This is a genomic window from Brachybacterium vulturis (assembly GCF_002407185.1).
Classification (GTDB): Bacteria; Actinomycetota; Actinomycetes; order Actinomycetales; family Dermabacteraceae; genus Brachybacterium; species Brachybacterium vulturis.
Map to the genome: position 1 here is coordinate 3,621,864 of NZ_CP023563.1, position 18,875 is coordinate 3,640,738.

The window sequence follows — 18,875 nt, forward strand, 5'->3', positions numbered from 1 at the left end:
TACGCGGCCGGGCCGGACGGCGTCAGATCCATCCGTTCTCGGAGGCGGACATCACGGCTTCGGCGCGGCTGGTGACCCCGAGCTTCCCGATGGCGGAGGAGATGTGGTTGCGCACGGTGCCCTCGGAGAGGAACAGGGTCCGTGCGATGTGGGCGGTGGCGCCACCGGCGGCGGCGACCTGCAGCACCTCGGTCTCCTTGAGCGTCAGCGGGCTCGCGCCGACGGAGAGGGACTGGGCGGCCAGCTCCGGATCCACCACCCGCAGTCCCTGGTGGACCCGGCGGATCGCGTCGACCAGCCGCTCGACCGGGGTGTCCTTGACCATGAACCCGGCCGCCCCGGCCTCCATGGTGCGGCGCAGGTAGCCGGCCCTGCCGAAGGTGGTCAGCACGATGATCCGCGGAGCCCGCTCGGTCCCTCGCAGCGTCTCGGCGACGGCGATGCCGTCCCGCGGTCCGGACTCGCCGTCGGCCGTGGTGCCGGCGGGCATCTGCACGTCCAGCAGCAGCACATCGGGGCGGTGCTCGGCGACGGCGGCGAGGGTGCCCGCCCCGTCGACCGCCTCGCCCACCACCTCGACATCGGATTCCAGGCTCAGCAGCGCGACCAGGCCGGAGCGCAGGATCGCCTGGTCGTCGGCGACCACCAGGCGGATCACGAGGCCGCTCCCATCACGGCGGTGAGGCGGGTGCCGGTCTCGCTCGAGGCCACCTCGAGCCGGCCGCCGGCGAGCGCCACCCGCGCCTCGAGGCCGCGCAGCCCGGAGCGCTCCGCGCCCTGGGGGATGCCGACGCCGTCATCCTCGATGCGCACGGACTCCGCCTCGACGCTGATCTCGGCGCGGGTGGCGCGGGAGTGGCGCACGATGTTGGTGACCCCCTCGCGGATGACATAGCCGAACAGCTCGGCGAGGTCGTCGTGCAGCGGGGGCAGGGCGGTGGGGACCTCCGCCTGGATGCCGACGGTGCCCAGCACGGTGCGGGCCGAGGCGATCTCGGTGGCGGCGCGCACGTGCTGCATGCCGCTGGCCGTCGCGCGGACGTCCGCGAGCGCCTGGCGCACCGTGGCCTCGATGTGCTCGAGCTGGACGCGGGCCGCCTCGGGGTCCGAGTCCAGCAGGCGGCGGGCGAGCTGCGCGGAGATGGTCAGCGAGGTCAGGGAGTGGCCGACCAGGTCGTGGAGGTCGCGGCCGATCCGCTCGCGCTCGGCGGCGACGGCGAGCACGGCATTGCGCTGCTGGGCGGCCTCGAGCTGCTCCTGGAGCATCTGCTGGCGCACCCCGTAGCCGATGCCCCAGGCCATCACGGTTCCCATCACCGCCAGGCCGGCGGCGATCGGCACCGCGAGGACGACGGCGAGCACCACGACGGTCAGGCTCATCAGCAGCATCGAGGGCACCGCCCAGCGCCAGGGCAGCAGCAGCACATGTGTCATGGCCTGGAACATCACCATGAACAGCAGGTTCGGCCCGAGCACCGGGATCATGGCCAGCAGCAGCAGGGTGCACGCCGCGAACCAGAGCAGCCGTATCCGCAGCGGGTAGAGGCCGATGCCGGGGGTGGCGATGAACAGCACCGCGTAGAGCCCGAGCATCACCGTCACCAGTAGCGCCGCGGGGACCGGCGCGCCGATCCACGCGAACACGACGGGGATCAGGATGAACAGCACCGGAGGGATCGCAAAGGCGAGTCCGCCGGACTCCCGCGCCGCCCGGAGGATCCCGCGCGGGGTGAGGGGGCGGGCCGCGGCCTCCGCCTCGGTGCCGCGCACCCAGGTCTCCCGCTCGGTCGCCTCACGTGTCTCCATGGTGCACATTGTGTCAGCGGCGCTTCAGGCCCACGGCGCCGCGCAGGCTGAGCGCGCACAGCACGCCGAGCACGAGGGTCCAGGCACCGATCACGAGCAGTCCGGTCACCGGCAGCTCGCCGCCGTACATCGACCACTGCCCCAGCTGGGAGATCCAGTAGGTGGGGATCGCGTGGCCGATCTGCTGCATCCAGTCCGGGAACATCTCCAGCGGCATCCAGAGCCCGCCGAAGATCGCCATCGCCATCATGGTGACGACGCCGCCGGCCATCGCGGTGCCGCCCTTGAGCACCATGCCCAGCACGATGCCGATGAGGATCGTGGGCAGCAGCCCCAGCCAGAGCACCACGATGGTGAGCCCGAACGCCGCCGGACCGACCTCGACGCCGGTCGCGATCCCCACCACGCCCACCGCGATCAGCGCCGGGACGATGACGGCGCTGGCGGCCATCACCGAGCCGGCCAGGAAGGAGCGCGGGGAGAGTCCGGCGACGATCAGCTGGCGCAGGAAGCCGGTGCGCTGGTCCTCCTGGATCTGGGTGCCGGCGGTGACGGCCGCGCCGAGACCGCCGTAGGCGGCCATGTTCACCATGATCATCCCCCGGGCCTCTCCCCCGCCCTGGTCGCCGAACATCATCCCGAACAGCAGGTACATCCCCACCGGCATGGCGATGGTGAAGACCATGAACATGATGTCGGTGACGGTCATCCGGGTGGTGTGCAGCGCGTAGCGCACGGTGCGGGACGCCTCCGTGGGGGCGGCGCCGGTGCGGGGGACGGGCGCTGTGGAGGTGAGCATGATGCTCTCGGGCGGTGACGTCATGATGGGGCTCCGATGGTCGGTGGTGGTTCCTGCAGCGGTGGCGGCGGGGCGGCTCATCGCCGGCCTCCTTCGTGGTCGGTGTCGTGGTAGGCGTCGTGATCGGTGATGCGCAGGAACGCCTCCTCGAGGCCGGGTGCGGAGACCAGGACCTCGTGGACGTCGGCCGCGAGGGGACCGGTGAACAGAGCGGCCAGCGCGGCGTCGGAGTCCGCGCAGAGGGCGCGCACGCGGCGCGGGTCGGTCTCGTCGGCCTCCGCGCTCTCGACCCCGGGAAGGGCCGCGATGTGCGCGGGGGCGGCGCCGCGCAGGGTGATCACGCGCCCGGCGACGACGGCGCTGATCTCGGGGCCGGTGCCGTCGGCGACCACGCGGCCGCGGTCCATGACGATCACCCGGGCGGCCTCGTGCTCGGCCTCCTCGAGGTGATGGGTGGCGAACACGACGGTGCGGCCGGTCGCGGCGACCCCGCGCATCTGGCTCCAGAAGGCGCGGCGGGCGGCGATGTCCATGCCGACGGTCGGCTCGTCCAGCAGCAGCACCTGCGGATCGCCGAGCAGCGCGATGGCGAAGCGGACCCGCTGGGCCTGCCCGCCGGAGAGCGCCCCCAGCTTCCGTCGCATCAGGTCCTCGACGTCGGCCTGGGCGATCACCTCCTCCAGCGGCATGGGGTGGGCCTGCAGGGAGCGGAGCATCCGCAGCATCGAACGGACGGTCTGGTCGGGCAGCAGGGCACCGGCCTGGAGCATGGTCCCGATCAGTCCGGTGCGGGTGGCGGTGGCCGGATCAGCGCCGCGGATGCGCACCTGGCCGGCGTCGGGGGTCGCCAGGCCCACCATCATCTCCATCGCGGTGGATTTTCCGGCGCCGTTGGGGCCCAGCAGCGCGACGATCTCGCCGGGGCGGATCTCGAGGTCGAGCCCGTCCAGGGCGCGGACGGCGCCGTACCGCTTGTGCACCCCGCGGAGGCTGATCGCGGCGTCGAGGGAGGTCGTGGTGGCAGGAGCGGGAGCTGAGGTCGTCGTCATGGCTCCAGACTCCCGGCCCCGGGCGCTGCGCCCCAGTCCCCGCCATCACCTCCCGCCCATGACAGTCGTCATGCCTGCTCCGGCGGGCTGCTCGGCGCGGTTACTCTGGATCGGTGCTGATCAGACAGGTGCGGCCGTTCGACGCCGCCACGGGCGAGACCGCTGCGGCGCTGCTGGACCTGCGGATCCGCGGCGGCGTGATCTCCGAGATCGCTGCGGGCCTCCGTCCCGCGCCCGGGGAGGAGGTCCTGGACGGCGAGGGAGCCCTCGCGATCCCCGGGCTGTGGGATCGGCACGTGCACACCGGACAGCTCGCCCAGGCCCATGCCCGTCTGGACACCGGCGGCGCGGGCAGCGTGGGCGTGATCCTCGAGCTGGTGCGGGCCGAGCTGGCCGCCCGCCGCGACGCGGGCATGACGGACCAGGCGCTGATCGGCTTCGGGCACCGCCTGGTGGACTTCGCCGTGCCGCCGACGGTCCCGGCGCTCGATGAGGCGACCGGCTCGGTGCCGACGGTGCTGATCGGCGGGGACGCCCACCACGCCTGGCTGAACTCGGCGGCGCTGGACCGGCTGGAGCTGCCCCTGCGGGACGGGATCGTGGCCGAGGAGGAGTGGTTCGCGGTGGTCCCCCGGCTGCCGGTGCTGCCCGGCGTGGCCGACGCCGTCGCGACCGGGGCGGCGATGATGCAGCGCCAGGCCCTGCAGCGCGGGGTGGTGGGACTGGTGGACATGGAGTGGGGACGGCCCTGGGAGGACTGGCCGCAGCGCGCGCCGCGGATGCGGATCCGCACCGCCGTCTATCCCGAGGAGCTCGCGGCCGCCCCCGGCCCCACGGGCATGGCGCTGGACGCGCGGGGCCTGGTGACGATGGGGCCGCTGAAGGTGATCGTCGACGGCGCGCTCGGCTCCCATTCGGCGCACACCCGCACCATCTACACCGACGGTCACGGCTATGCCGGGCGCGGGGTGCTCAGCGTGGGACCGGAGGCACTGCGGGACGCCCTCGCGCAGGCGAAGGCGCAGGGCCTGGACGCCGCGGTGCACGCGATCGGCGACGCCGCCGCGCAGATCGCACTCGCGGCGATCCGGGAGGTCGGCATCGCGGCGAGCATCGAGCACGCGCAGATGCTCACCGACGACGACATCGAGGCGATGGCCGCGCTCGGTGTCACGGCCTCCGTGCAGCCCGCGCACCTGCTGGATGACCGCGACGCCACCGAAGCCGTCTGGCCCGGCCACGGCGCCCAGGCGTTCCGGCTGCGGGATCTGCGGGACGCCGGGGTGCCGCTCGCACTGGGCTCCGACGCCCCGGTCGCGCCGCTGGATCCATGGCTGGCGATGGCCGCGTCCGTGCACCGCAGCGCCGATGAGCGACCGAGCTGGCATCCCGAGCAGCAGCTGCAGCCCCGCGAGGCCCTCGCCGCCTCGACCGACGGGATCACCTCCCTGCGCCTCGGCGGGATCGGCGATGTGGTGCTGCTGGAGGAGAACCCCTTCGCGGAGGTGCCGCGGGAGGCCGACGGGCTCCTGGTCGAGACCGCGGCCCGCGAGGCCGCGGAGCGGCTGCGGGAGACCTGGGTGCAGGCGACCGTGGTCGCAGGGCGGCTCGAGTCCCGGCTCTGAGCGGTCGCAGCGTCGCGGCCGACGAACTCCGCGCGACGACTATCCGCGATAGTAATGAATGGGGCATAGTGGAGGCCATGCCACAGATCGCGCGCTGGCCCCGCTTCGTCGGGGAGACTCTCCGCCTGTCCGTCTCGGCGCTGCGGGGATGGGGGCCCCGGCAGGTGCTCACCGCCGTCGTCGCCGCGACCGGGATCGCCGTCGTCATGGGCCTCGCGACCGTGCTGATCCCCACCTCGTCGGCGGCGACCCCATGAGCGGGTCGGGAGCCTCCCGCCCCTTCCGGCACGTGCACCTGGGGACCTTGGAGCAGCAGGTGATGGAGCTGCTGTGGGAGCATGACGAGCTGACGATCCGCGAGATGATCTCCGGCCTGGGCGACCACCACGCCTACACCACGATCGCCACCGTGCTCACGAATCTCGGGCGCAAGGACCTGGTCACCCCTCACCGGGTGGGTCGCTCGGTGAGCTATCGACCGCGCCATCCGCGCTCGGAGCACGCGGCCCGGCTGATGGAGCAGGCGCTGTCGAGCAGCAACGACCGCAGCGCCTCGATCCTGCGCTTCGTGGAGGGCATGGACGAGCGGGAGGCGACGCTGCTGCGCGAGTTCCTCGACGGCCGGGATGCCACCGGCACCCCGGAGACCGGATCGGATCCGACGTGACGCTCACCCTGTTCGCGCTGCTCGCCCTCGCGCTCGTCCTCCTCGCACTGACCGGTCCCCGCCTGGTGCGCTGGAGCACCCCGCTGCTGATGCGCGCCCCGCGCCTCGCCTCCGGGCTGCTGCTCGGGGCCCTGGCCGTGTGGTCGACGGCCGCGGTGGTCCTCGGCGTGGCCCTGGCCGGTCTGCCCAGCGGTCCTCGGCTGCTCGCGGGCTCCGCCGCGGACGTCTGCCAGCGCTGCCTCGCCGCGGCCAGCCCCTTCTCCGCCGCCCCGGTGGAGCTGCCGGTGCCGATGGCCGCGCTCGTCCTGCTGCCGCTGGCGGGCACCGCGCTGATGGGTGCGGCCGCCGTCCGGGGGCTGCGCCGTCGGTCCCGTGCCACCCGGGCCGTCCTCGCCGAGGTGCGGGCGACGGCGGTGCGCACGGTCCTGGCCGGGCATCCGGTGCTGCTGTTCCCGGACCCGACACCGCGGGCGTTCGCGCTGCCGCGCCGCCGCGGAGGCATCGTCGTCTCCCACGGCCTGCTGGAGTCCCTGGGTCCCGACGAGCTCTCCGCCGTCCTCGAGCACGAGGCGGCCCATCTCTCCCAGCACCATCACACGCTGCTCGCGGTGCTGGAGGCGATGGTCGGCCCCCTGCGCGTGATCCCGCTGTTCGACGCGGTCGCCACCGCGGTGCCGCATCTGCTGGAGATCGCCGCGGACGACGCCTCCCGGCACCGCAGCGGCACGCCGGCCCTGGCCAGCGCGTTGCTCACCCTCGGTGAGGCCGGGGCACCCGGGACCTCGGCCGCTCCGGCGGCCGTGCCGGGCACCCTGCTGCACATGACGGGGTCAGCGGGCGTCGTGCCCGACCGGATCGGGCACCTGGTCTCCCCCGCCGCCGCGCGCTCGGCGCTGGTGCCGGTCCTGACGCTGTCCACCCTGCTGGTGACGCTCCTCGGCGTCGCGGCGGCCGTCGTCGTGCCCTATGCCGTGCTGCTGTGGAACGGCTGCCCGCTGCTGCGGTGAGCACAGCCGGGCCGCTGCACGCGACCGGTCACTCCCGCCGGCCGAAGTTCTCGTCGAACTCGGTGGTGACCAGGAAGTACTGCTCCTCGATGCGCACGGCGGCGGCGGTGTCCGCGGAGAACACCTGAGGGACGGCGAGCGGTCCGGTCCTATCGACGTCGTAGGGCTGGACCATCAGCCCATGGTTCGTATCCAGCACCACGAGCGTGCCCTCCTCGGGGCGGACGGCATAGGCCAGGCGCTCCCCGGCGCAGAGCAGCTGGAGCGGCTCGGGGTCCTCATGCGTCCACTTCTCGGTGCCGTCGTCCTCCAGCCCGCGCACGGTCGTGCCCGAGACGACCACGGTGATCTCCAGGACATGATCCCGGGCGACGGCGTTCGCCTCCTCGGCGAGCACCCGGCCGTCGGCGAGGTCGATCACCGCGCCGGGCGAGTCCTGGTCGCCGATCACGGCGAAGGAGGTGGTCGGATCGACGGTGCCGAGCAGACGCGCACGGCCCGCCTCGATCCCGGCCGGCAGCGGGCTGCGCCAGAGCACCTCGCCGTCGGCGCCGCTGGCCAGCAGCTCGGAGCCCTCGGTGCGCACCAGCGCGCCCAGGTGCTCGCCGAGGATGCGGCCGCCGGCGAGCTGCTCCTCGTCCAGGAGGACCTCCCCGGTGACGCCGGACAGCGCCGTGCGCGGGCCCCTCTCCCCCATCGCCTGAGCGGTGGGCGGCGCATAGACCAGGCCGACGGCGGCCTGGGGGCCGGGTGCTGCGACCGGGCCCCACAGGAGCTCGGCGGTGCGCAGATGATAGGCCGTCAGGGTCATCGCCCAGGGCCCGTCCTGCTCGGGCGCGGCCAGATCGGCGAGCACCGCGATCGGTGCCTTCTGCGCGCCGCGGGTCAGCACGTACCCGGTGCAGGTCAGGGGGCGGTCCGCCCGCCACAGCACGGTGCCGTCCTGGTCGACGGCGAGGAACCGCAGATGGGTCTCCTCCTCGCGATAGCCGAGGAAGATGTCGTCCAGCTGGACGGGGGCGGCGCTCCAGCCGGGATCGACCACGACCATCGGGGTCATCTCCAGCGGCAGCCGCACCTCGGTGTGCTCCACCACCTCGGCGAGCTCGCCGAGCTGCACGGGCTCCGGATGGTCGACCGGGGGCGCCGGCGCCGGGCCGGCGGGCTCGCCGCCGCCCTCCGGACCGCAGGCGCTGAGGCCGAGCAGGCCCAGCGGCAGCGCGGCCAGGACGCAGCGGCGCCTCATGGCCGCCTCCCGGGGGTCAGGGTGATGGTGGTCGGGGAGTCCTGCTCCCGGCGTCGACGCCGATCCCGCCGCCACCACAGCAGCAGGGCCAGGACCCCGAGCGCGAGGATCACGGCGATCTGCACGACGGGATCGTTGAGCCCGGCGCTGCCCGCCTGCCAGCGGGCGAGGGTGCTGGTGGGGACCAGGGAGGGCAGGGTGACCAGGCCGTTGGTCGTCCAGAACACGATGCCGAGGGCGATGATCACCACCCCGGTGAGGAAGGTCGTGGTGTGCAGGCGCCGTCCCAGCAGCGTGAACTCGCGGCCGCGCAGCAGGTTCCTGCCCCGGCTGCCCAGGCGGTTCCAGACCGCTGCCAGGACGAGCAGCGGCACCACCATCCCGGCACCGTAGACGGCGAGCAGGATCCCGGCCAGGAGCATGCTCCCCTGCCCCATGGCCAGGGTCAGCACGGCGCCGAGGATCGGTCCCGCGCAGAAGCCGGCGATCCCGCCGACGGCGCCGAGCACGACGCTGCGGGCGAGGCCGGAGCCCCGGGTCGAGCGCTGCTGGAGGCGGTCGAAGCCCGGGAGGAGCCTGCTGAGATCGAAGCCGAGGCCCAGGGCGTGCAGGGCGCCGAGCAGCACCAGCACCAGCGAGGTGAGGCCGATCAGCAGCATGCGGTGACCGATCATCAGGGCCCCGAGCGCCCCGGCGCCGACGCCGAGCGGGACCAGCGTCACCACCAGACCGAGGTAGAACGCCACGGCGTGCGGGAACAGGGCGGCCCGGGAGGTCACGGTGGAGGCGAAGAAGCCGGGCAGCAGGAGCGCCCCGCACGGGCTGAGCAGTGCGAGCGCCCCGCCGAGGAAGGCGGTGAGGAGTCCGACCTCCATCTCAGCCCTCGCTCTCGGCCAGGGCCTGGTCCACCCGCTCGGTGAACACCTCGGTGGGCTGCGCGCCGGCGGTCGGGGTGCCGCCGATGATGAAGGCCGGGGTCGACATCGCCCCGAGATCGATGCCCTGCTGGGCGTTCTCCGCGATCGTCTGGGCGACCTGCTCCGAGTTCATATCGGCCGCGAACTGCTCCGTGTCCAGGCCGAGCTGCCCGGCCAGCTCGACCAGCGACTCCTCGCTGAGCTCCTGGCCGGAGCGGATCTCGCCGTCCTCGAACAGCAGTGCGTGGTACTGCGCATGATGGCCCTGCATCGCGGCCGCGAGGCTCGCCCGCGCCGCGCGCTCGGAATCCTCGCCGTAGATGTTCACGTCGCGGTACTCGATGCGCAGCTCACCGCGCTCGACGTACTCGCGCATCGCCGGCAGGGTCTCGTGGGACCATTTCGCACAGAAGGGGCACTGGTAGTCCGAGAACACGATCAGCACGACCGGGGCGTCGACGGGCCCCTCGGCGAGCAGGTCATCGGGATCCCGCCCCTCCTGGGAGCTGAGGTCAGGAGCGGCCACCGACCGGGGATGCTCGATCGCCGCCGGCTGCCCGGAGCTCGTCGCGCTCCCGCCGCCGCCCTGCACGGGCGTGGTCGCCGGCTCCTGCTGGACCCAGAACACCCCGGCGATCAGCGCGGCCGTGGCGACCCCGATCCCCACCGGGATCCCCCAGCGGCGCAGGACGCCGTCCCGCGACGCAGGCGTGGTGTCGGATCGAGGGGCGCGAGCCATGGGTCCTCCGGTCGGGTCGGGTGAGGCGTCCGGCGCCACCCTCCCACATAGTTACTATGGACGATAGTAATGGTGTGGGGCAGTCGTCAGTGCTCGCCCGGCTCAGCGGCGCCGCGCCAGCTGGTCGAGGCTCACCACGGCGACCGGCACCAGGAGGCAGAGGGCGAGGCCGGAGAAGCCGACCCCGGCCAGGATCAGCCCGGCGAGCGCTCCGCCGCCCGCGCCGGCGAGATTCATCAGCAGGTCCGAGGTGCCCTGGGTGGCGGGCCGCTGCTCGACGGGGACGGCGCCGCTGAGCATCGTGGACCCGGCGACGTTGGAGGCCGACCAGCCCAGACCCAGCAGCACCAGGGCGATCGCGACCAGCTGGTTGCTGTGGGATCCCAGCGCCGCGATCAGCAGCGCCGCCGTGAGCAGCGCCTGGCCGAGCAGGATCACGCCCCGGCCCCCGACCCGGTCGGTGAGCAGGCCGAACACCGGGGAGATCCCGAACATCCCGGCGATGTGCAGGCTGATGGTGATCCCGACCACCGTGAGGTCCGCACCGTGGCCCATCAGGTGGATGGGCGTCATCCCCATCAGCGCCACCATCACCGCGTGGCTGAGGCTGGTGGCCAGCACCGCGCGGCGAGCGGTGAGGTTCCGGTGCAGGATCACCAGACCCCGCGCCGCCCGACGCTCCGGCCCGGCGGGCACCGCACGGTGCGGTCCCAGGGCGAGCAGCAGCGGGTCCGGGCGCAGCGCGAGCGCATAGAGCAGGGCGCCCAGCAGCTGGGCGGCCGCGGCGATCACGAATCCTCCGGTGAGCTCCGGCAGGCCCAGGGAGCGGCCGAGGACATCGCTGGGCTCGGCGAGGTTCGGGCCGATGACGGCGCCGATCGTCGTGGACCACACCACCAGGGACAGGTCCCGGCCGCGGGTGGAGTCGGTCGCCAGATCCGTGGCGGCGAAGCGTGACTGGAAGTTCAGGGCGGAGCCGATGCCCAGCACCGCCATGCTGAGCAGGAGCAGGAACGGATTGTCGAGGACCGCGGAGACGACCACCGCGAGGGCGCCGAGCGCCGCCGTCACGGCGCCGGTGGTCAGGGAGATCCGCCGGCCCCGGCGACGGGCGAGCAGCGCCAGCGGGATCGCGAACAGCGCCGCGCCGAGGGTGTTCATCGTCGCGGCCATCCCGGACCATGCCTCGCTGCCGGTCACCGCGGCGACCAGCAGCGCGCCCATGCTCACCGCCGCACCGATCCCGAGGCCGGAGACGATCTGGCCCGCGATCAGCACGACCACGGTGCGTCGCTGGACCCGATGCCGCTCGAGGTCGTCGACGGGGAGGATCAGGGGTGCCGTCATCGCGTCACGTGCCGTGCCTGCGCGATGAGCACGCCCTGCAGCGGCAGGCGTGCCAGCGCGATCACCCGCTTCCGGGGACGGGCATGGCGCCAGTCGTACGCCATCTGCACATTCGCGGGGAACACGGCGACCAGCAGTGCGCACGCGGCGAGACCGCCGAGCCGGCGGGTGCGCGGAGGCACGAGCAGTCCCGCGACGACGAGCTCCGCCGCGCCGGAGGCACAGGTATAGACCCGCGCCGGCCCGGGCAGGCCGGGCGGGACGATGCTGTCGAAGGGTGCGGGCCGGGTGAGGTGCAGGACCCCGGCCGCCCCCAGCAGCACGGACAGGAACGCGGCGGTCCGCCGCCCGTCGCTCACGGCGCGACCGCCGGTGCGGGCAGCACGCAGAACTCGTTCCCGGAGGGGTCCTGATGCACCCGCCAGGGCAGCTCGCCCCAGTCGGGGTGCATCTCGCGGCCGCCGCGCCGCTCGATCTCGGCGGCGATCTCGTCGGGATCGTCGCCCGGCTCGAGGCGCACGTCGAGGTGGATCGGGTTCTTGGCATCGGGCCGCTTGGGCTCGCGCTCCGGGACCAGCTCGAGCCGCGGCCCCCGCCGAGACGGGTGACGCAGGGTATGTGCCGGGACTCCGGGCGCCGGCACCCAGCCGCTCAGCCAGGCCCAGAACTCCGCGTCCCGCTCCGGAGCGGCGGAGTCCAGCAGCAGCGCCGCGAGGGGCCCGGTGCCGGCGGGCTCCACCCGCTCCTCCAGCACGCGGAAGGCCCTGCCCTCGACGTCGGCGAGCACGATCCCGGGCTGCTCGTCCTGGTCGCTGTCGAGGTCGCTCGCGCCGAGTCCGCGCAGGCGCTCGATCACCTCGGCCTGCTGCGCCCCGCCGCGCAGCGCGAGGTGCAGGCGCAGCGGCGCCTCGTTCGATGCGGGCACCTGCACGAAGCACAGGTCGAGATAGGCGGTCCCGTCCAGGTCCAGCCGCGTCTCGAGGATGTCGGGCTCCACCGTGAGCGAGATCGTGCCCAGTGCCGCCTCCCAGAAGCGGCCGAGGCGGAGCGGGTCCATGGCGTCGACGCCGAGGTTCTCGAGAAACATGGGGACAGTCTCCCGCAGCGCACGGCCTCCGGGCCACTGCTCCCCCGGGCCCCGGTAATTCCCTCGCACCCCGCCGCCTGTCGGCGCGGTGGGGAGGCCCGCTGATCAGGTCCGCCTGCCGAAGCGCCACCAGCGCCGCCGCGGGGACGGTGCGGCCGGGGGCTGCGGCTCCGTCGGCTCGGGCGCGGGCTCCCGCTGTCCGCGGGCCCGCACCTCCCGCCATCGCTGCGCGGCGTCGTCCGGATCCCAGGCCGGGGCGAGCATGCTCTGGAAGGGGTGCGCGCGGCGATCCTGGTGGACCCGCTCGGTGAAGTCCGCGGCGTACTCGCGCGCGGCGCTCTCGTGCGGCAGCGCGGCGAGGGTCTGCTCGCGCCGCTGGTACTCCTTGCGCAGCAGCACCACCACCGGCAGCAGCGCCTCGCGATCGATGTCGCCGCTGGCCAGTCGCTGGTTGATCCACCAGTCCGGGTCGTGGGAGGCGGGCAGGTCCAGCGGCCTCCCGGCACCGGGCAGGTCGTCGAAGTCGCCGCGGCGCACCGCCTGCTCGATCGTCGATTCGATCCGGGCCACGGCGGGGTCCATCATCGGCCCGCGGCTCCTGGGGTCGACGGGCGGTTCCGGCGGTTCCTCCGGCGAGCTCAGGAGTCCCCGCCCTCCTCGGCGAGGGCCGCCAGGCGGTCGATCGAGGCCAGCAGCTTCTCCGGGGTCATCGCCCGCGCCTTGGCCAGGCGCTTCTCCTGCTCGGCGGGCAGCGCGGTGAAATCGTAGGTGTGGGTGACGCGGGTGCGGCCGTCCGCGAGCGGCTCGAGCAGCCAGCCCCACTGATGGCCGGGCGGCTGCTCACCGTGCGGTGCGGTGCGCCACGCGATCTCGCGCCCCTCGGTGAAGGCGACGATGTGGTTGTCGCGCACCCCGCCGTTCCGGTTCGTCATCACGAACACGTCGCCCAGGGCGCGCACCCGCTGGCCGGGTGCGGCCTCGGCGAGGTTGTCATTGCCGTCCCAGCGGGGCTGCTGCGCAGGGTCGGCGATCAGTGCGAAGAGAGCCTCCGCCGGGGCGGCGATCTCCCGGGAGGCGGTGACGATGCCGTCGATGGTCTGGTTCATGGCTCCATGGTGCCACTGGCGGTGTCGTCGAAGACGTCGATCGAGCCGGCGTAGTTCGCGACCCAGACCCGGCGCTGGGTGGGCTCGTAGGTGACGCCGATGGGGTTCCTGCCCACCTCGACCGTCTGGATCTCCTCCATGGTCACGGTGTCGAACTTGGAGACCGTGTTCGCGTAGTAGTTCACGATGTACAGCGCCAGACCGTCCGGGGAGATCGCCATGGTGCGCGGCTCGCGGCCGGTCTCGGCGGTGCGCAGCACCTCGCCGGTGGCGGCGTCGAGCTCGACCAGCCGGTCGCTGCCGGAGACGGTCAGGTACAGACGGCTGGCGTCGGGCGAGAGCACCAGGTGGCGGGGTTTGTCCCCGGTCTCGAGCACCTGCTCGCTCTCGCCGGTGACGAGGTCGAGGCGGAACAGCTCGTCGGCGTACATCGCGGTGACGTAGGCGGTGCGGTTGTCCGGCAGGATCACGCTGCCGCGGGGCGCGGCGTCCACCGGGATCTCCCGGATCGCCTGACCGGCCTCGAGGTCGAGCACGGAGACGGTCTCGTCGCACCAGTTCGAGACCAGGGCGCGCGTCCCGTCCGCGGAGAGGGAGAGGAACTTCGGGACCCGACCCACCTCGATCACCTGGTCCCACTGGCCGGCGGCGATGTCCAGGCGGAACACGGCGGAGGGCCCCACCTCCTCGCCACCCCGGCAGTCGTCGTGCGCGACCTCGCCCGCGCCGGGACCCTGGAGGCGGTACTGGGAGACGTAGGCGTACTTCCCGTCGGGCGAGAAGACCGCCTCGACGGGGGCGCCCTGGGTGATCCCGGCGCGCTCCGGGTACCCGTGCTCGGACAGATCCACTTCGTCCACCACGGTGTCGGTGAGCTCGAGGGTCTCGGCGTCGTACAGCGTCGAGGAGTGGCTGTACATCATGTTGTTGGCGATGACGGTGCCGGTGGGGCTCGCGACCACGGACTTCGGGGTGATGTCCCCGGTGATGCGGTCCAGATGCACCAGGCGGGTGAGGTTCGAGGGCTCCCCCGGCGGCATCCCCGGCACCGCGCCGACGGTGGTCTGCCCGCTGTCGGGGCCGATCGCGCTGGTCGCGAGGCCCGCGACCATGCCTCCGGCCATCACCAGCGAGAGGATCGCGATGGCGATGGTGAACTGCTCATGCGGTCGCCCTCGCCGCGACTTCCTGCGGTGCTTCGCCTGCACGCTCATCGACAGCCCCTTCCCGTGCCGCCGAACCTAGCCCGACGGGCGGCAGGGAACGGGAGGCGGGGCGGCGTGTCGGGGACTCAGAGCGAGGGACGGCCCTGCAGCACCAGCTCCCGGTAGAGGATCTGGTACCCGAGCTTCTCGTTGATCTCGATCATCCACGGATTCACGTGCGAGTTCCAGGTGACCAGGGAGCGCAGCTGCGGGGCCCGCTCGCGCAGCCGGCGATGGGTGGCGACCTTCAGCGCCAGGCCCAGCCGGTGCCCGCGATGCTCGGGCATGACCAGGGTGTTCTCCTGCCAGCCGAGAGTGCTCTGCGGTGCGGTGTGGAGGTGGACCTCGGAGTTCCCGACGAAGCTGCCGTCGGGCGCGACGGCGACCGCGAGGATCCGCACCGTCCCCTCCTCGCGCATCCGCCGCTCGCTCTCACGGATCCGCTCCGGCGTGTACTCGGGGGCCTCGTGCTCGACGTCCTCATCGGGCTCGTCGAGCTCGAGCTGGCGCAGCAGCAGGCCGTAGGCGCTCAGGTGCTCCTCGGGGATCTCCCCGTCCCACAGCTCGACGCGGTACTCGCCGAGCTCCTGAGCGGCCTCGGCCTGCAGCGCCTCCAGCAGCGTCTCCTCCAGCGGCAGCGGCAGCGCGCGGCAGACGGCGAGGTTCTTGCGGGTGATCCCGAGTCGGCGGGCCAGTCGGTTCACCGGCAGCTCGGGGGACTCAGCATCGCCGTCGGCCGGGATCTCGCCGTAGGCCTCGACCAGGGTGCGGCCGGAGTCGCGGATCGCGGGGATCAGCGCCTCCTGGACCATCGCGGTCCCGAGGCCGCGGCCGCGGAAGGCGGGATGGATGGAGACGCCGACGGAGATCGTCTCGAGGTTCTCCTGCAGCGGCACGAACGTGCTCGCGCGGCCGACGAGGCTCTGTCCGCCCTCCATGGGCTCGACGAGCGCGACCCAGCGCTGCACCTGCCAGTACGGCGAGTCGGCGAGCTGCGCGCGCAGCTGCTCGCGGGTCAGGGCCTCGCTGCCGCCGTAGGTGTGCTCGTCGAGGGCGGTCTCGAGCGCGAGGTACTGGTCGAGCTCACTCTCGGAGGTGGGGTCCAGGGGACGGATCGTCACGTGCATGGGGTCAGTGGATCACGACGGTTCGGTGCAGGTCGACGGATTATTCTGGAGCGCCGCTCGACTCTCCCCCCGGGGCAGCCCGGAGCGTGGGCATCGCCGGGACGGACCCGGTGCCCGACAGACCGGGCGAGGCACGACGGAGGATCGCATGGACGAGACGCTGCTGAGCATCGGGGAGCTGGCCGCCGCGAGCGGGCTGAGCCCGAAGGCGCTGCGCCTCTACGCCGACTCGGGGCTGCTGGTACCGCGCCGGGTCGACCCGTTCACCGGCTACCGCTCCTACGGGACGGACCAGGTGCAGCGGGCCCGACTCATCGCCGCACTGCGCGGCGTGGGGATGGGCCTGGCCCGCATCGGCGTGCTCTGCGATCTGGAGGCCGGCGCCGCCGCCGCGGAGCTGCGCTCCTGGTGGCGGCAGGAGGAGGCCGACGCCCTCTCCCGCGCCGCCGCCGTCACCGCCCTCGCCCGTGACCTCGGGGAACTCCCTTCGGAGGGCATCATGACCGCATCCGCCACCACGCCCCGCACCGCCTCGGCGCTGCACCCCGGCCTCGAACGCGCCGCCCAGCAGGACGCCGTGCTGATCCGCGAGCTTCCCGGCGGGCGCACCCTGCTCGCCGTCGCAGACGGTTTCGGCAGCGCGGACGAGCTGGCACCACAGATCCTGTCGGCGCTGGCGACGGCGCTCGAGCACACGCTCGCAGCCGACCCGTCGGCCACGCCGCTCACCGCGCTGGAGACCGCCTGGGCGGCGGTCGAGGCGCTGGTCCCGACCGACGGCGACGCCGGCTCCACCCTCACCGCCGCGGTGCTCGACGGAGATCGGCTGCACGTCGCGCACCTCGGGGACACCCGTGTGGTGCGGGTGCACGGCGCGCAGATCGAGCACGTCACCCAGGACCATACGCACCTGCGCACCCTGGTCGAGGCGGGCCGGCTCTCCCCCGAGGAGGTCGCCGCGCATCCGGACCGCGCCGTGCTGAACCGCGCACTGGCCGCCGGCGCCCCGACCGCCCCGGATCTGCTGGTGCGCCGCCTCGACCCGGGGGATCTGGTGCTGGTGGCGAGCGACGGGCTGCATGCCGTGGTGGAGCCCGCGGTGCTCGCGGAGGCGCTGACCGGCGGGACGGAGGATCTCGAGACCCTGGCGGGGTCGCTCGTGGAGCTGGCGCTGACTGCCGGCGGCCCGGACAACCTCGCCCTCGCCCTCGCGCGCGCCTGAGAGCGCGCAGGTCATCGGGATCAGCGCGCGGCGCGGACCGTGCGGGCGATCCCGACGATCGTGGCGCCGATCAGTCCCACGAGGCCGACGGCGAGCAGCGGGGCGCCGCCGGTCTCGAGCGTCGCCCACGCGATCCCGAGATAGATCGGCTGCATCCCGAGCAGCGTCCAGACCAGCATCCGCTCCCCTTCGCGGTAGATGGCCTGGGCGTTGTCCTCGGTAACCTCGGCCGGGTAGTTGAAGCCGCGCGGGCGGGTGGACATCGCCGCGAGCAGGAGCGAGAGCAGCAGCATGATCGCGCCGAGCACGAGGACCGACCATCTCGGGCCCCAGTCGTCGGCCTGCCCGCCCGCAGCGAAATGGGTCGCGACGGTGTCCGGCAGGGACGGGTAGCGCACGAGGATCCATGCCGAGGTCCCCAGCGAGGCGAGCACGGAGAGCCACCTCAGACCCCGGGTGATCGGGCCAGTGGCGTACGTGCGGGCGGGACGCTGGGCCTTGCTGAGGATCGTGCTCATGATGCCGACCACGCTACTGATCCGTGCGCCGCACCCGGTTCCTCCTATCGTCGAGGACTGCGTCGCCCACGGTGGGACCTGCGCAGCCCCTGGTCGGGCTCGACATCGGCCCCCACCCCCTCCCGTGCCTCGTGCCGCAGCGCGTCGCCGAGGTAGGGCAGGGCGAACTCGACGAAGCCGCGCCCGGCCGGGCGGATCAGCTCCTCCTCGATGAGCCGCTCGCGGTAGGTGGACTGGTTGCGGGGGTCGATGCCCATCCGGCGCGCGATGTCGCCGACGGCGGAGGGGCCCTCGTCCTCGAGCATCGCGTGGAGGTACTCGCGCTTGCGGGGGCTCAGCCCGCGCAGCGCCGGGCCATGGACGTTCTTGAGCATCGCGGCGATCACGGCGTCCCGCCCGCCGCGCACGTCCTCGATCTCGATGGTCTCCGCGTCTCCGCTGTTCTGCCAGGCCTTCGACCCGATGAGCTGGATCAGGTAGGGATAGCCCCGCGAGATCTCTCCGGCCAGCACCGCCGCCTCCGGGGTGATCGTCCGCGCGGTGTCGGCGATGGTCATCCGGATCGCCTCCGCCGCGGTGCCGACGTCCACGCTGCCCACCTCGATCCGGTGCGCCCGGCGCAGGAAGGTGGTGCGCTCGTGGTCCAGCAGGGCGTCGACCCCGGGACGCACCCCGGCAGCGACGAACGCGACCGCATGGCCGGAGCCGATGAGGTCCTGCACGTGCTGCGTGAGGGCGTGCAGCTGGTCGCGGTCCACCGACTGCAGCTCGTCGAGGGTGATCAGCAGGCCGCCGCCGTCCTCGTCGCTGAGCTGGGCGAGGCGGTCCAGCACCGTGGTGAGCACCTCCCCCTCCCCTTCGTAGCGCTGGACGATGTCCCGGGAGGCACTGACGTTGAACGCCCGTGCGGAGGTGAGGCGGGAGGTCTCGGCCTCCGGATCCATCTCCCGCAGGCGGGCGATGGCCTGGCTGCGCAGCTCCTCGGTGAGCGAGGTGGAGGAGGTGTGCATCCGCAGATCGGTCCAGCCCGCCTCGAGGGCGAGCTCCCGGAACTCGGTCAGCAGCACGGTCTTGCCGGAGCCGCGAGCACCGGAGATGAGGATCGCCCGCGCCTCGGGGACGTCCCCGGCCAGCGCCGCGGTGAACTCGTCGATCGCCACGTCCCGCCCGGCGAGGATCATCGGGGTGAGGCCGAAGCCGGGGGTGAAGGGATTGGCTTCGCGGGTGGTGCCGGAGGGCGTGCGGTGCGAGGACGTGCGGTTCGAGGGCGTGCGGTGCGAGGAAGAGGTCGCCATGGAACCATGGTGCGCTGTATGTCGGTGTATGTACAGACCGCGCGGGCGGGCGCTGCCGCGGAAGGGCGACGGCGCGACAGGGCGTCGACGCGCGAGGGAGCCGAGGTTCTCTT

Annotated in this window: 21 protein-coding genes; 5 read left to right on the plus strand and 16 right to left on the minus strand. The window is 73.3% G+C overall.

From position 1 onward, the window contains the following. Positions 1 to 22: 22 nt before the first annotated feature. The 4 genes from CFK38_RS16280 to CFK38_RS16295 are packed head-to-tail and all read right to left on the minus strand — an operon-like array spanning position 23 to position 3,654. Positions 23 to 658, minus strand: a complete 636-nt coding sequence (locus CFK38_RS16280) for a response regulator transcription factor (protein WP_096804012.1) — start codon at positions 656 to 658, stop codon at positions 23 to 25. Then, a complete protein-coding gene (locus tag CFK38_RS16285) occupies positions 655 to 1,806 on the minus strand; it encodes a sensor histidine kinase (protein WP_245851141.1) in 1,152 nt (383 codons plus the stop codon). Before CFK38_RS16285 ends, CFK38_RS16280 begins: the two co-directional genes overlap by 4 nt. 13 nt (positions 1,807 to 1,819) lie before the next feature. Continuing rightward, the gene (locus CFK38_RS16290; RefSeq protein WP_245851143.1) at positions 1,820 to 2,686 is read right to left on the minus strand and encodes an ABC transporter permease; all 867 of its coding nucleotides are present in this window, start codon (positions 2,684 to 2,686) and stop codon (positions 1,820 to 1,822) included. Then, a complete protein-coding gene (locus CFK38_RS16295) occupies positions 2,683 to 3,654 on the minus strand; it encodes an ABC transporter ATP-binding protein (protein ID WP_096804014.1) in 972 nt (323 codons plus the stop codon). The genes CFK38_RS16290 and CFK38_RS16295 overlap by 4 nt, the downstream gene beginning before the upstream one ends. A gap of 113 nt (positions 3,655 to 3,767) precedes the next feature. Here CFK38_RS16295 and CFK38_RS16300 point away from each other — a divergent pair, with 113 nt between their 5' ends. The 4 genes from CFK38_RS16300 (at position 3,768) to CFK38_RS16315 (ending at position 6,953) form a co-directional block, all read left to right on the plus strand. After that, the gene (locus tag CFK38_RS16300) at positions 3,768 to 5,279 is read left to right on the plus strand and encodes an amidohydrolase (protein WP_096804015.1); all 1,512 of its coding nucleotides are present in this window, start codon (positions 3,768 to 3,770) and stop codon (positions 5,277 to 5,279) included. Positions 5,280 to 5,356: 77 nt separating this feature from the next. Further along, a complete protein-coding gene (locus CFK38_RS16305; protein WP_096804016.1) occupies positions 5,357 to 5,536 on the plus strand; it encodes a hypothetical protein in 180 nt (59 codons plus the stop codon). Continuing rightward, positions 5,533 to 5,946: a BlaI/MecI/CopY family transcriptional regulator gene (locus CFK38_RS16310; protein ID WP_096804017.1), complete on the plus strand. Its 414-nt coding sequence runs from the start codon at positions 5,533 to 5,535 to the stop codon at positions 5,944 to 5,946. The genes CFK38_RS16305 and CFK38_RS16310 overlap by 4 nt, the downstream gene beginning before the upstream one ends. Continuing rightward, positions 5,943 to 6,953, plus strand: coding sequence for a M56 family metallopeptidase (locus CFK38_RS16315; RefSeq protein WP_096804018.1), 1,011 nt, complete (start codon positions 5,943 to 5,945; stop codon positions 6,951 to 6,953). Before CFK38_RS16310 ends, CFK38_RS16315 begins: the two co-directional genes overlap by 4 nt. Positions 6,954 to 6,981: 28 nt before the next feature. Here CFK38_RS16315 and CFK38_RS16320 read toward each other — a convergent pair whose 3' ends face one another. The 10 genes from CFK38_RS16320 to CFK38_RS16365 all read right to left on the minus strand — a co-directional run bounded on the left by CFK38_RS16320 (position 6,982) and on the right by CFK38_RS16365 (position 15,727). After that, positions 6,982 to 8,199: an outer membrane protein assembly factor BamB family protein gene (locus CFK38_RS16320; protein WP_096804019.1), complete on the minus strand. Its 1,218-nt coding sequence runs from the start codon at positions 8,197 to 8,199 to the stop codon at positions 6,982 to 6,984. Further along, complete coding sequence (locus tag CFK38_RS16325; protein ID WP_096804020.1) at positions 8,196 to 9,074, minus strand: cytochrome c biogenesis CcdA family protein; 879 nt, start codon at positions 9,072 to 9,074, stop codon at positions 8,196 to 8,198. The genes CFK38_RS16320 and CFK38_RS16325 overlap by 4 nt, the downstream gene beginning before the upstream one ends. A gap of 1 nt (position 9,075) precedes the next feature. Beyond that, positions 9,076 to 9,855 carry a DsbA family protein gene (locus CFK38_RS16330; protein ID WP_096804021.1) on the minus strand — a complete coding sequence of 260 codons (780 nt, stop codon included), beginning with the start codon at positions 9,853 to 9,855 and terminating at the stop codon, positions 9,076 to 9,078. Between the two features lie 102 nt (positions 9,856 to 9,957). After that, complete coding sequence (locus tag CFK38_RS16335; RefSeq protein ID WP_096804022.1) at positions 9,958 to 11,202, minus strand: MFS transporter; 1,245 nt, start codon at positions 11,200 to 11,202, stop codon at positions 9,958 to 9,960. Further along, positions 11,199 to 11,561: a DoxX family protein gene (locus CFK38_RS16340; RefSeq protein ID WP_096804023.1), complete on the minus strand. Its 363-nt coding sequence runs from the start codon at positions 11,559 to 11,561 to the stop codon at positions 11,199 to 11,201. The genes CFK38_RS16335 and CFK38_RS16340 overlap by 4 nt, the downstream gene beginning before the upstream one ends. Then, positions 11,558 to 12,289, minus strand: a complete 732-nt coding sequence (locus tag CFK38_RS16345) for a VOC family protein (RefSeq protein ID WP_096804024.1) — start codon at positions 12,287 to 12,289, stop codon at positions 11,558 to 11,560. The genes CFK38_RS16340 and CFK38_RS16345 overlap by 4 nt, the downstream gene beginning before the upstream one ends. Before the next feature lie 105 nt (positions 12,290 to 12,394). Further along, entirely contained in the window at positions 12,395 to 12,874 is a 480-nt protein-coding gene (locus CFK38_RS16350; RefSeq protein WP_096804025.1) for a DnaJ family domain-containing protein, read from the minus strand. Between the two features lie 53 nt (positions 12,875 to 12,927). Continuing rightward, complete coding sequence (locus tag CFK38_RS16355) at positions 12,928 to 13,395, minus strand: SRPBCC family protein (RefSeq protein ID WP_096804026.1); 468 nt, start codon at positions 13,393 to 13,395, stop codon at positions 12,928 to 12,930. Next, entirely contained in the window at positions 13,392 to 14,609 is a 1,218-nt protein-coding gene (locus tag CFK38_RS16360; RefSeq protein ID WP_096804027.1) for a beta-propeller fold lactonase family protein, read from the minus strand. The genes CFK38_RS16355 and CFK38_RS16360 overlap by 4 nt, the downstream gene beginning before the upstream one ends. A gap of 77 nt (positions 14,610 to 14,686) precedes the next feature. Then, entirely contained in the window at positions 14,687 to 15,727 is a 1,041-nt protein-coding gene (locus CFK38_RS16365) for a GNAT family N-acetyltransferase (RefSeq protein ID WP_096804028.1), read from the minus strand. Between the two features lie 148 nt (positions 15,728 to 15,875). Between CFK38_RS16365 and CFK38_RS16370 the strand changes: the two genes are divergently transcribed. After that, a complete protein-coding gene (locus tag CFK38_RS16370; protein ID WP_096804029.1) occupies positions 15,876 to 16,949 on the plus strand; it encodes a MerR family transcriptional regulator in 1,074 nt (357 codons plus the stop codon). A gap of 20 nt (positions 16,950 to 16,969) precedes the next feature. Here CFK38_RS16370 and CFK38_RS16375 read toward each other — a convergent pair whose 3' ends face one another. Then, complete coding sequence (locus CFK38_RS16375) at positions 16,970 to 17,467, minus strand: DUF1648 domain-containing protein (protein WP_245851144.1); 498 nt, start codon at positions 17,465 to 17,467, stop codon at positions 16,970 to 16,972. A 44-nt stretch (positions 17,468 to 17,511) separates the two neighbouring features. Further along, positions 17,512 to 18,762 (minus strand): ATP-binding protein, encoded by a 1,251-nt coding sequence (locus CFK38_RS16380; RefSeq protein ID WP_096804031.1) that lies wholly within the window; start codon positions 18,760 to 18,762, stop codon positions 17,512 to 17,514. Positions 18,763 to 18,875: the final 113 nt, after the last annotated feature.

Bases quoted from the DNA above. Each gene is read 5' to 3' on its own strand.
- CFK38_RS16360 (WP_096804027.1), bottom strand. From the start codon at position 14,609: ATGAGCGTGCAGGCGAAGCACCGCAGGAAGTCGCGGCGAGGGCGACCG.
- CFK38_RS16345 (WP_096804024.1), bottom strand. From the start codon at position 12,289: ATGTTTCTCGAGAACCTCGGCGTCGACGCCATGGACCCGCTCCGCCTC.
- CFK38_RS16325 (WP_096804020.1), bottom strand. From the start codon at position 9,074: ATGGAGGTCGGACTCCTCACCGCCTTCCTCGGCGGGGCGCTCGCACTG.
- CFK38_RS16290 (WP_245851143.1), bottom strand. From the start codon at position 2,686: ATGAGCCGCCCCGCCGCCACCGCTGCAGGAACCACCACCGACCATCGG.
- CFK38_RS16305 (WP_096804016.1), top strand. From the start codon at position 5,357: ATGCCACAGATCGCGCGCTGGCCCCGCTTCGTCGGGGAGACTCTCCGC.
- CFK38_RS16320 (WP_096804019.1), bottom strand. From the start codon at position 8,199: ATGAGGCGCCGCTGCGTCCTGGCCGCGCTGCCGCTGGGCCTGCTCGGC.
- CFK38_RS16375 (WP_245851144.1), bottom strand. From the start codon at position 17,467: ATGAGCACGATCCTCAGCAAGGCCCAGCGTCCCGCCCGCACGTACGCC.
- CFK38_RS16330 (WP_096804021.1), bottom strand. From the start codon at position 9,855: ATGGCTCGCGCCCCTCGATCCGACACCACGCCTGCGTCGCGGGACGGC.
- CFK38_RS16380 (WP_096804031.1), bottom strand. From the start codon at position 18,762: ATGGCGACCTCTTCCTCGCACCGCACGCCCTCGAACCGCACGTCCTCG.
- CFK38_RS16310 (WP_096804017.1), top strand. From the start codon at position 5,533: ATGAGCGGGTCGGGAGCCTCCCGCCCCTTCCGGCACGTGCACCTGGGG.
- CFK38_RS16355 (WP_096804026.1), bottom strand. From the start codon at position 13,395: ATGAACCAGACCATCGACGGCATCGTCACCGCCTCCCGGGAGATCGCC.
- CFK38_RS16295 (WP_096804014.1), bottom strand. From the start codon at position 3,654: ATGACGACGACCTCAGCTCCCGCTCCTGCCACCACGACCTCCCTCGAC.
- CFK38_RS16335 (WP_096804022.1), bottom strand. From the start codon at position 11,202: ATGACGGCACCCCTGATCCTCCCCGTCGACGACCTCGAGCGGCATCGG.
- CFK38_RS16350 (WP_096804025.1), bottom strand. From the start codon at position 12,874: ATGATGGACCCCGCCGTGGCCCGGATCGAATCGACGATCGAGCAGGCG.
- CFK38_RS16365 (WP_096804028.1), bottom strand. From the start codon at position 15,727: ATGCACGTGACGATCCGTCCCCTGGACCCCACCTCCGAGAGTGAGCTC.
- CFK38_RS16285 (WP_245851141.1), bottom strand. From the start codon at position 1,806: ATGGAGACACGTGAGGCGACCGAGCGGGAGACCTGGGTGCGCGGCACC.
- CFK38_RS16370 (WP_096804029.1), top strand. From the start codon at position 15,876: ATGGACGAGACGCTGCTGAGCATCGGGGAGCTGGCCGCCGCGAGCGGG.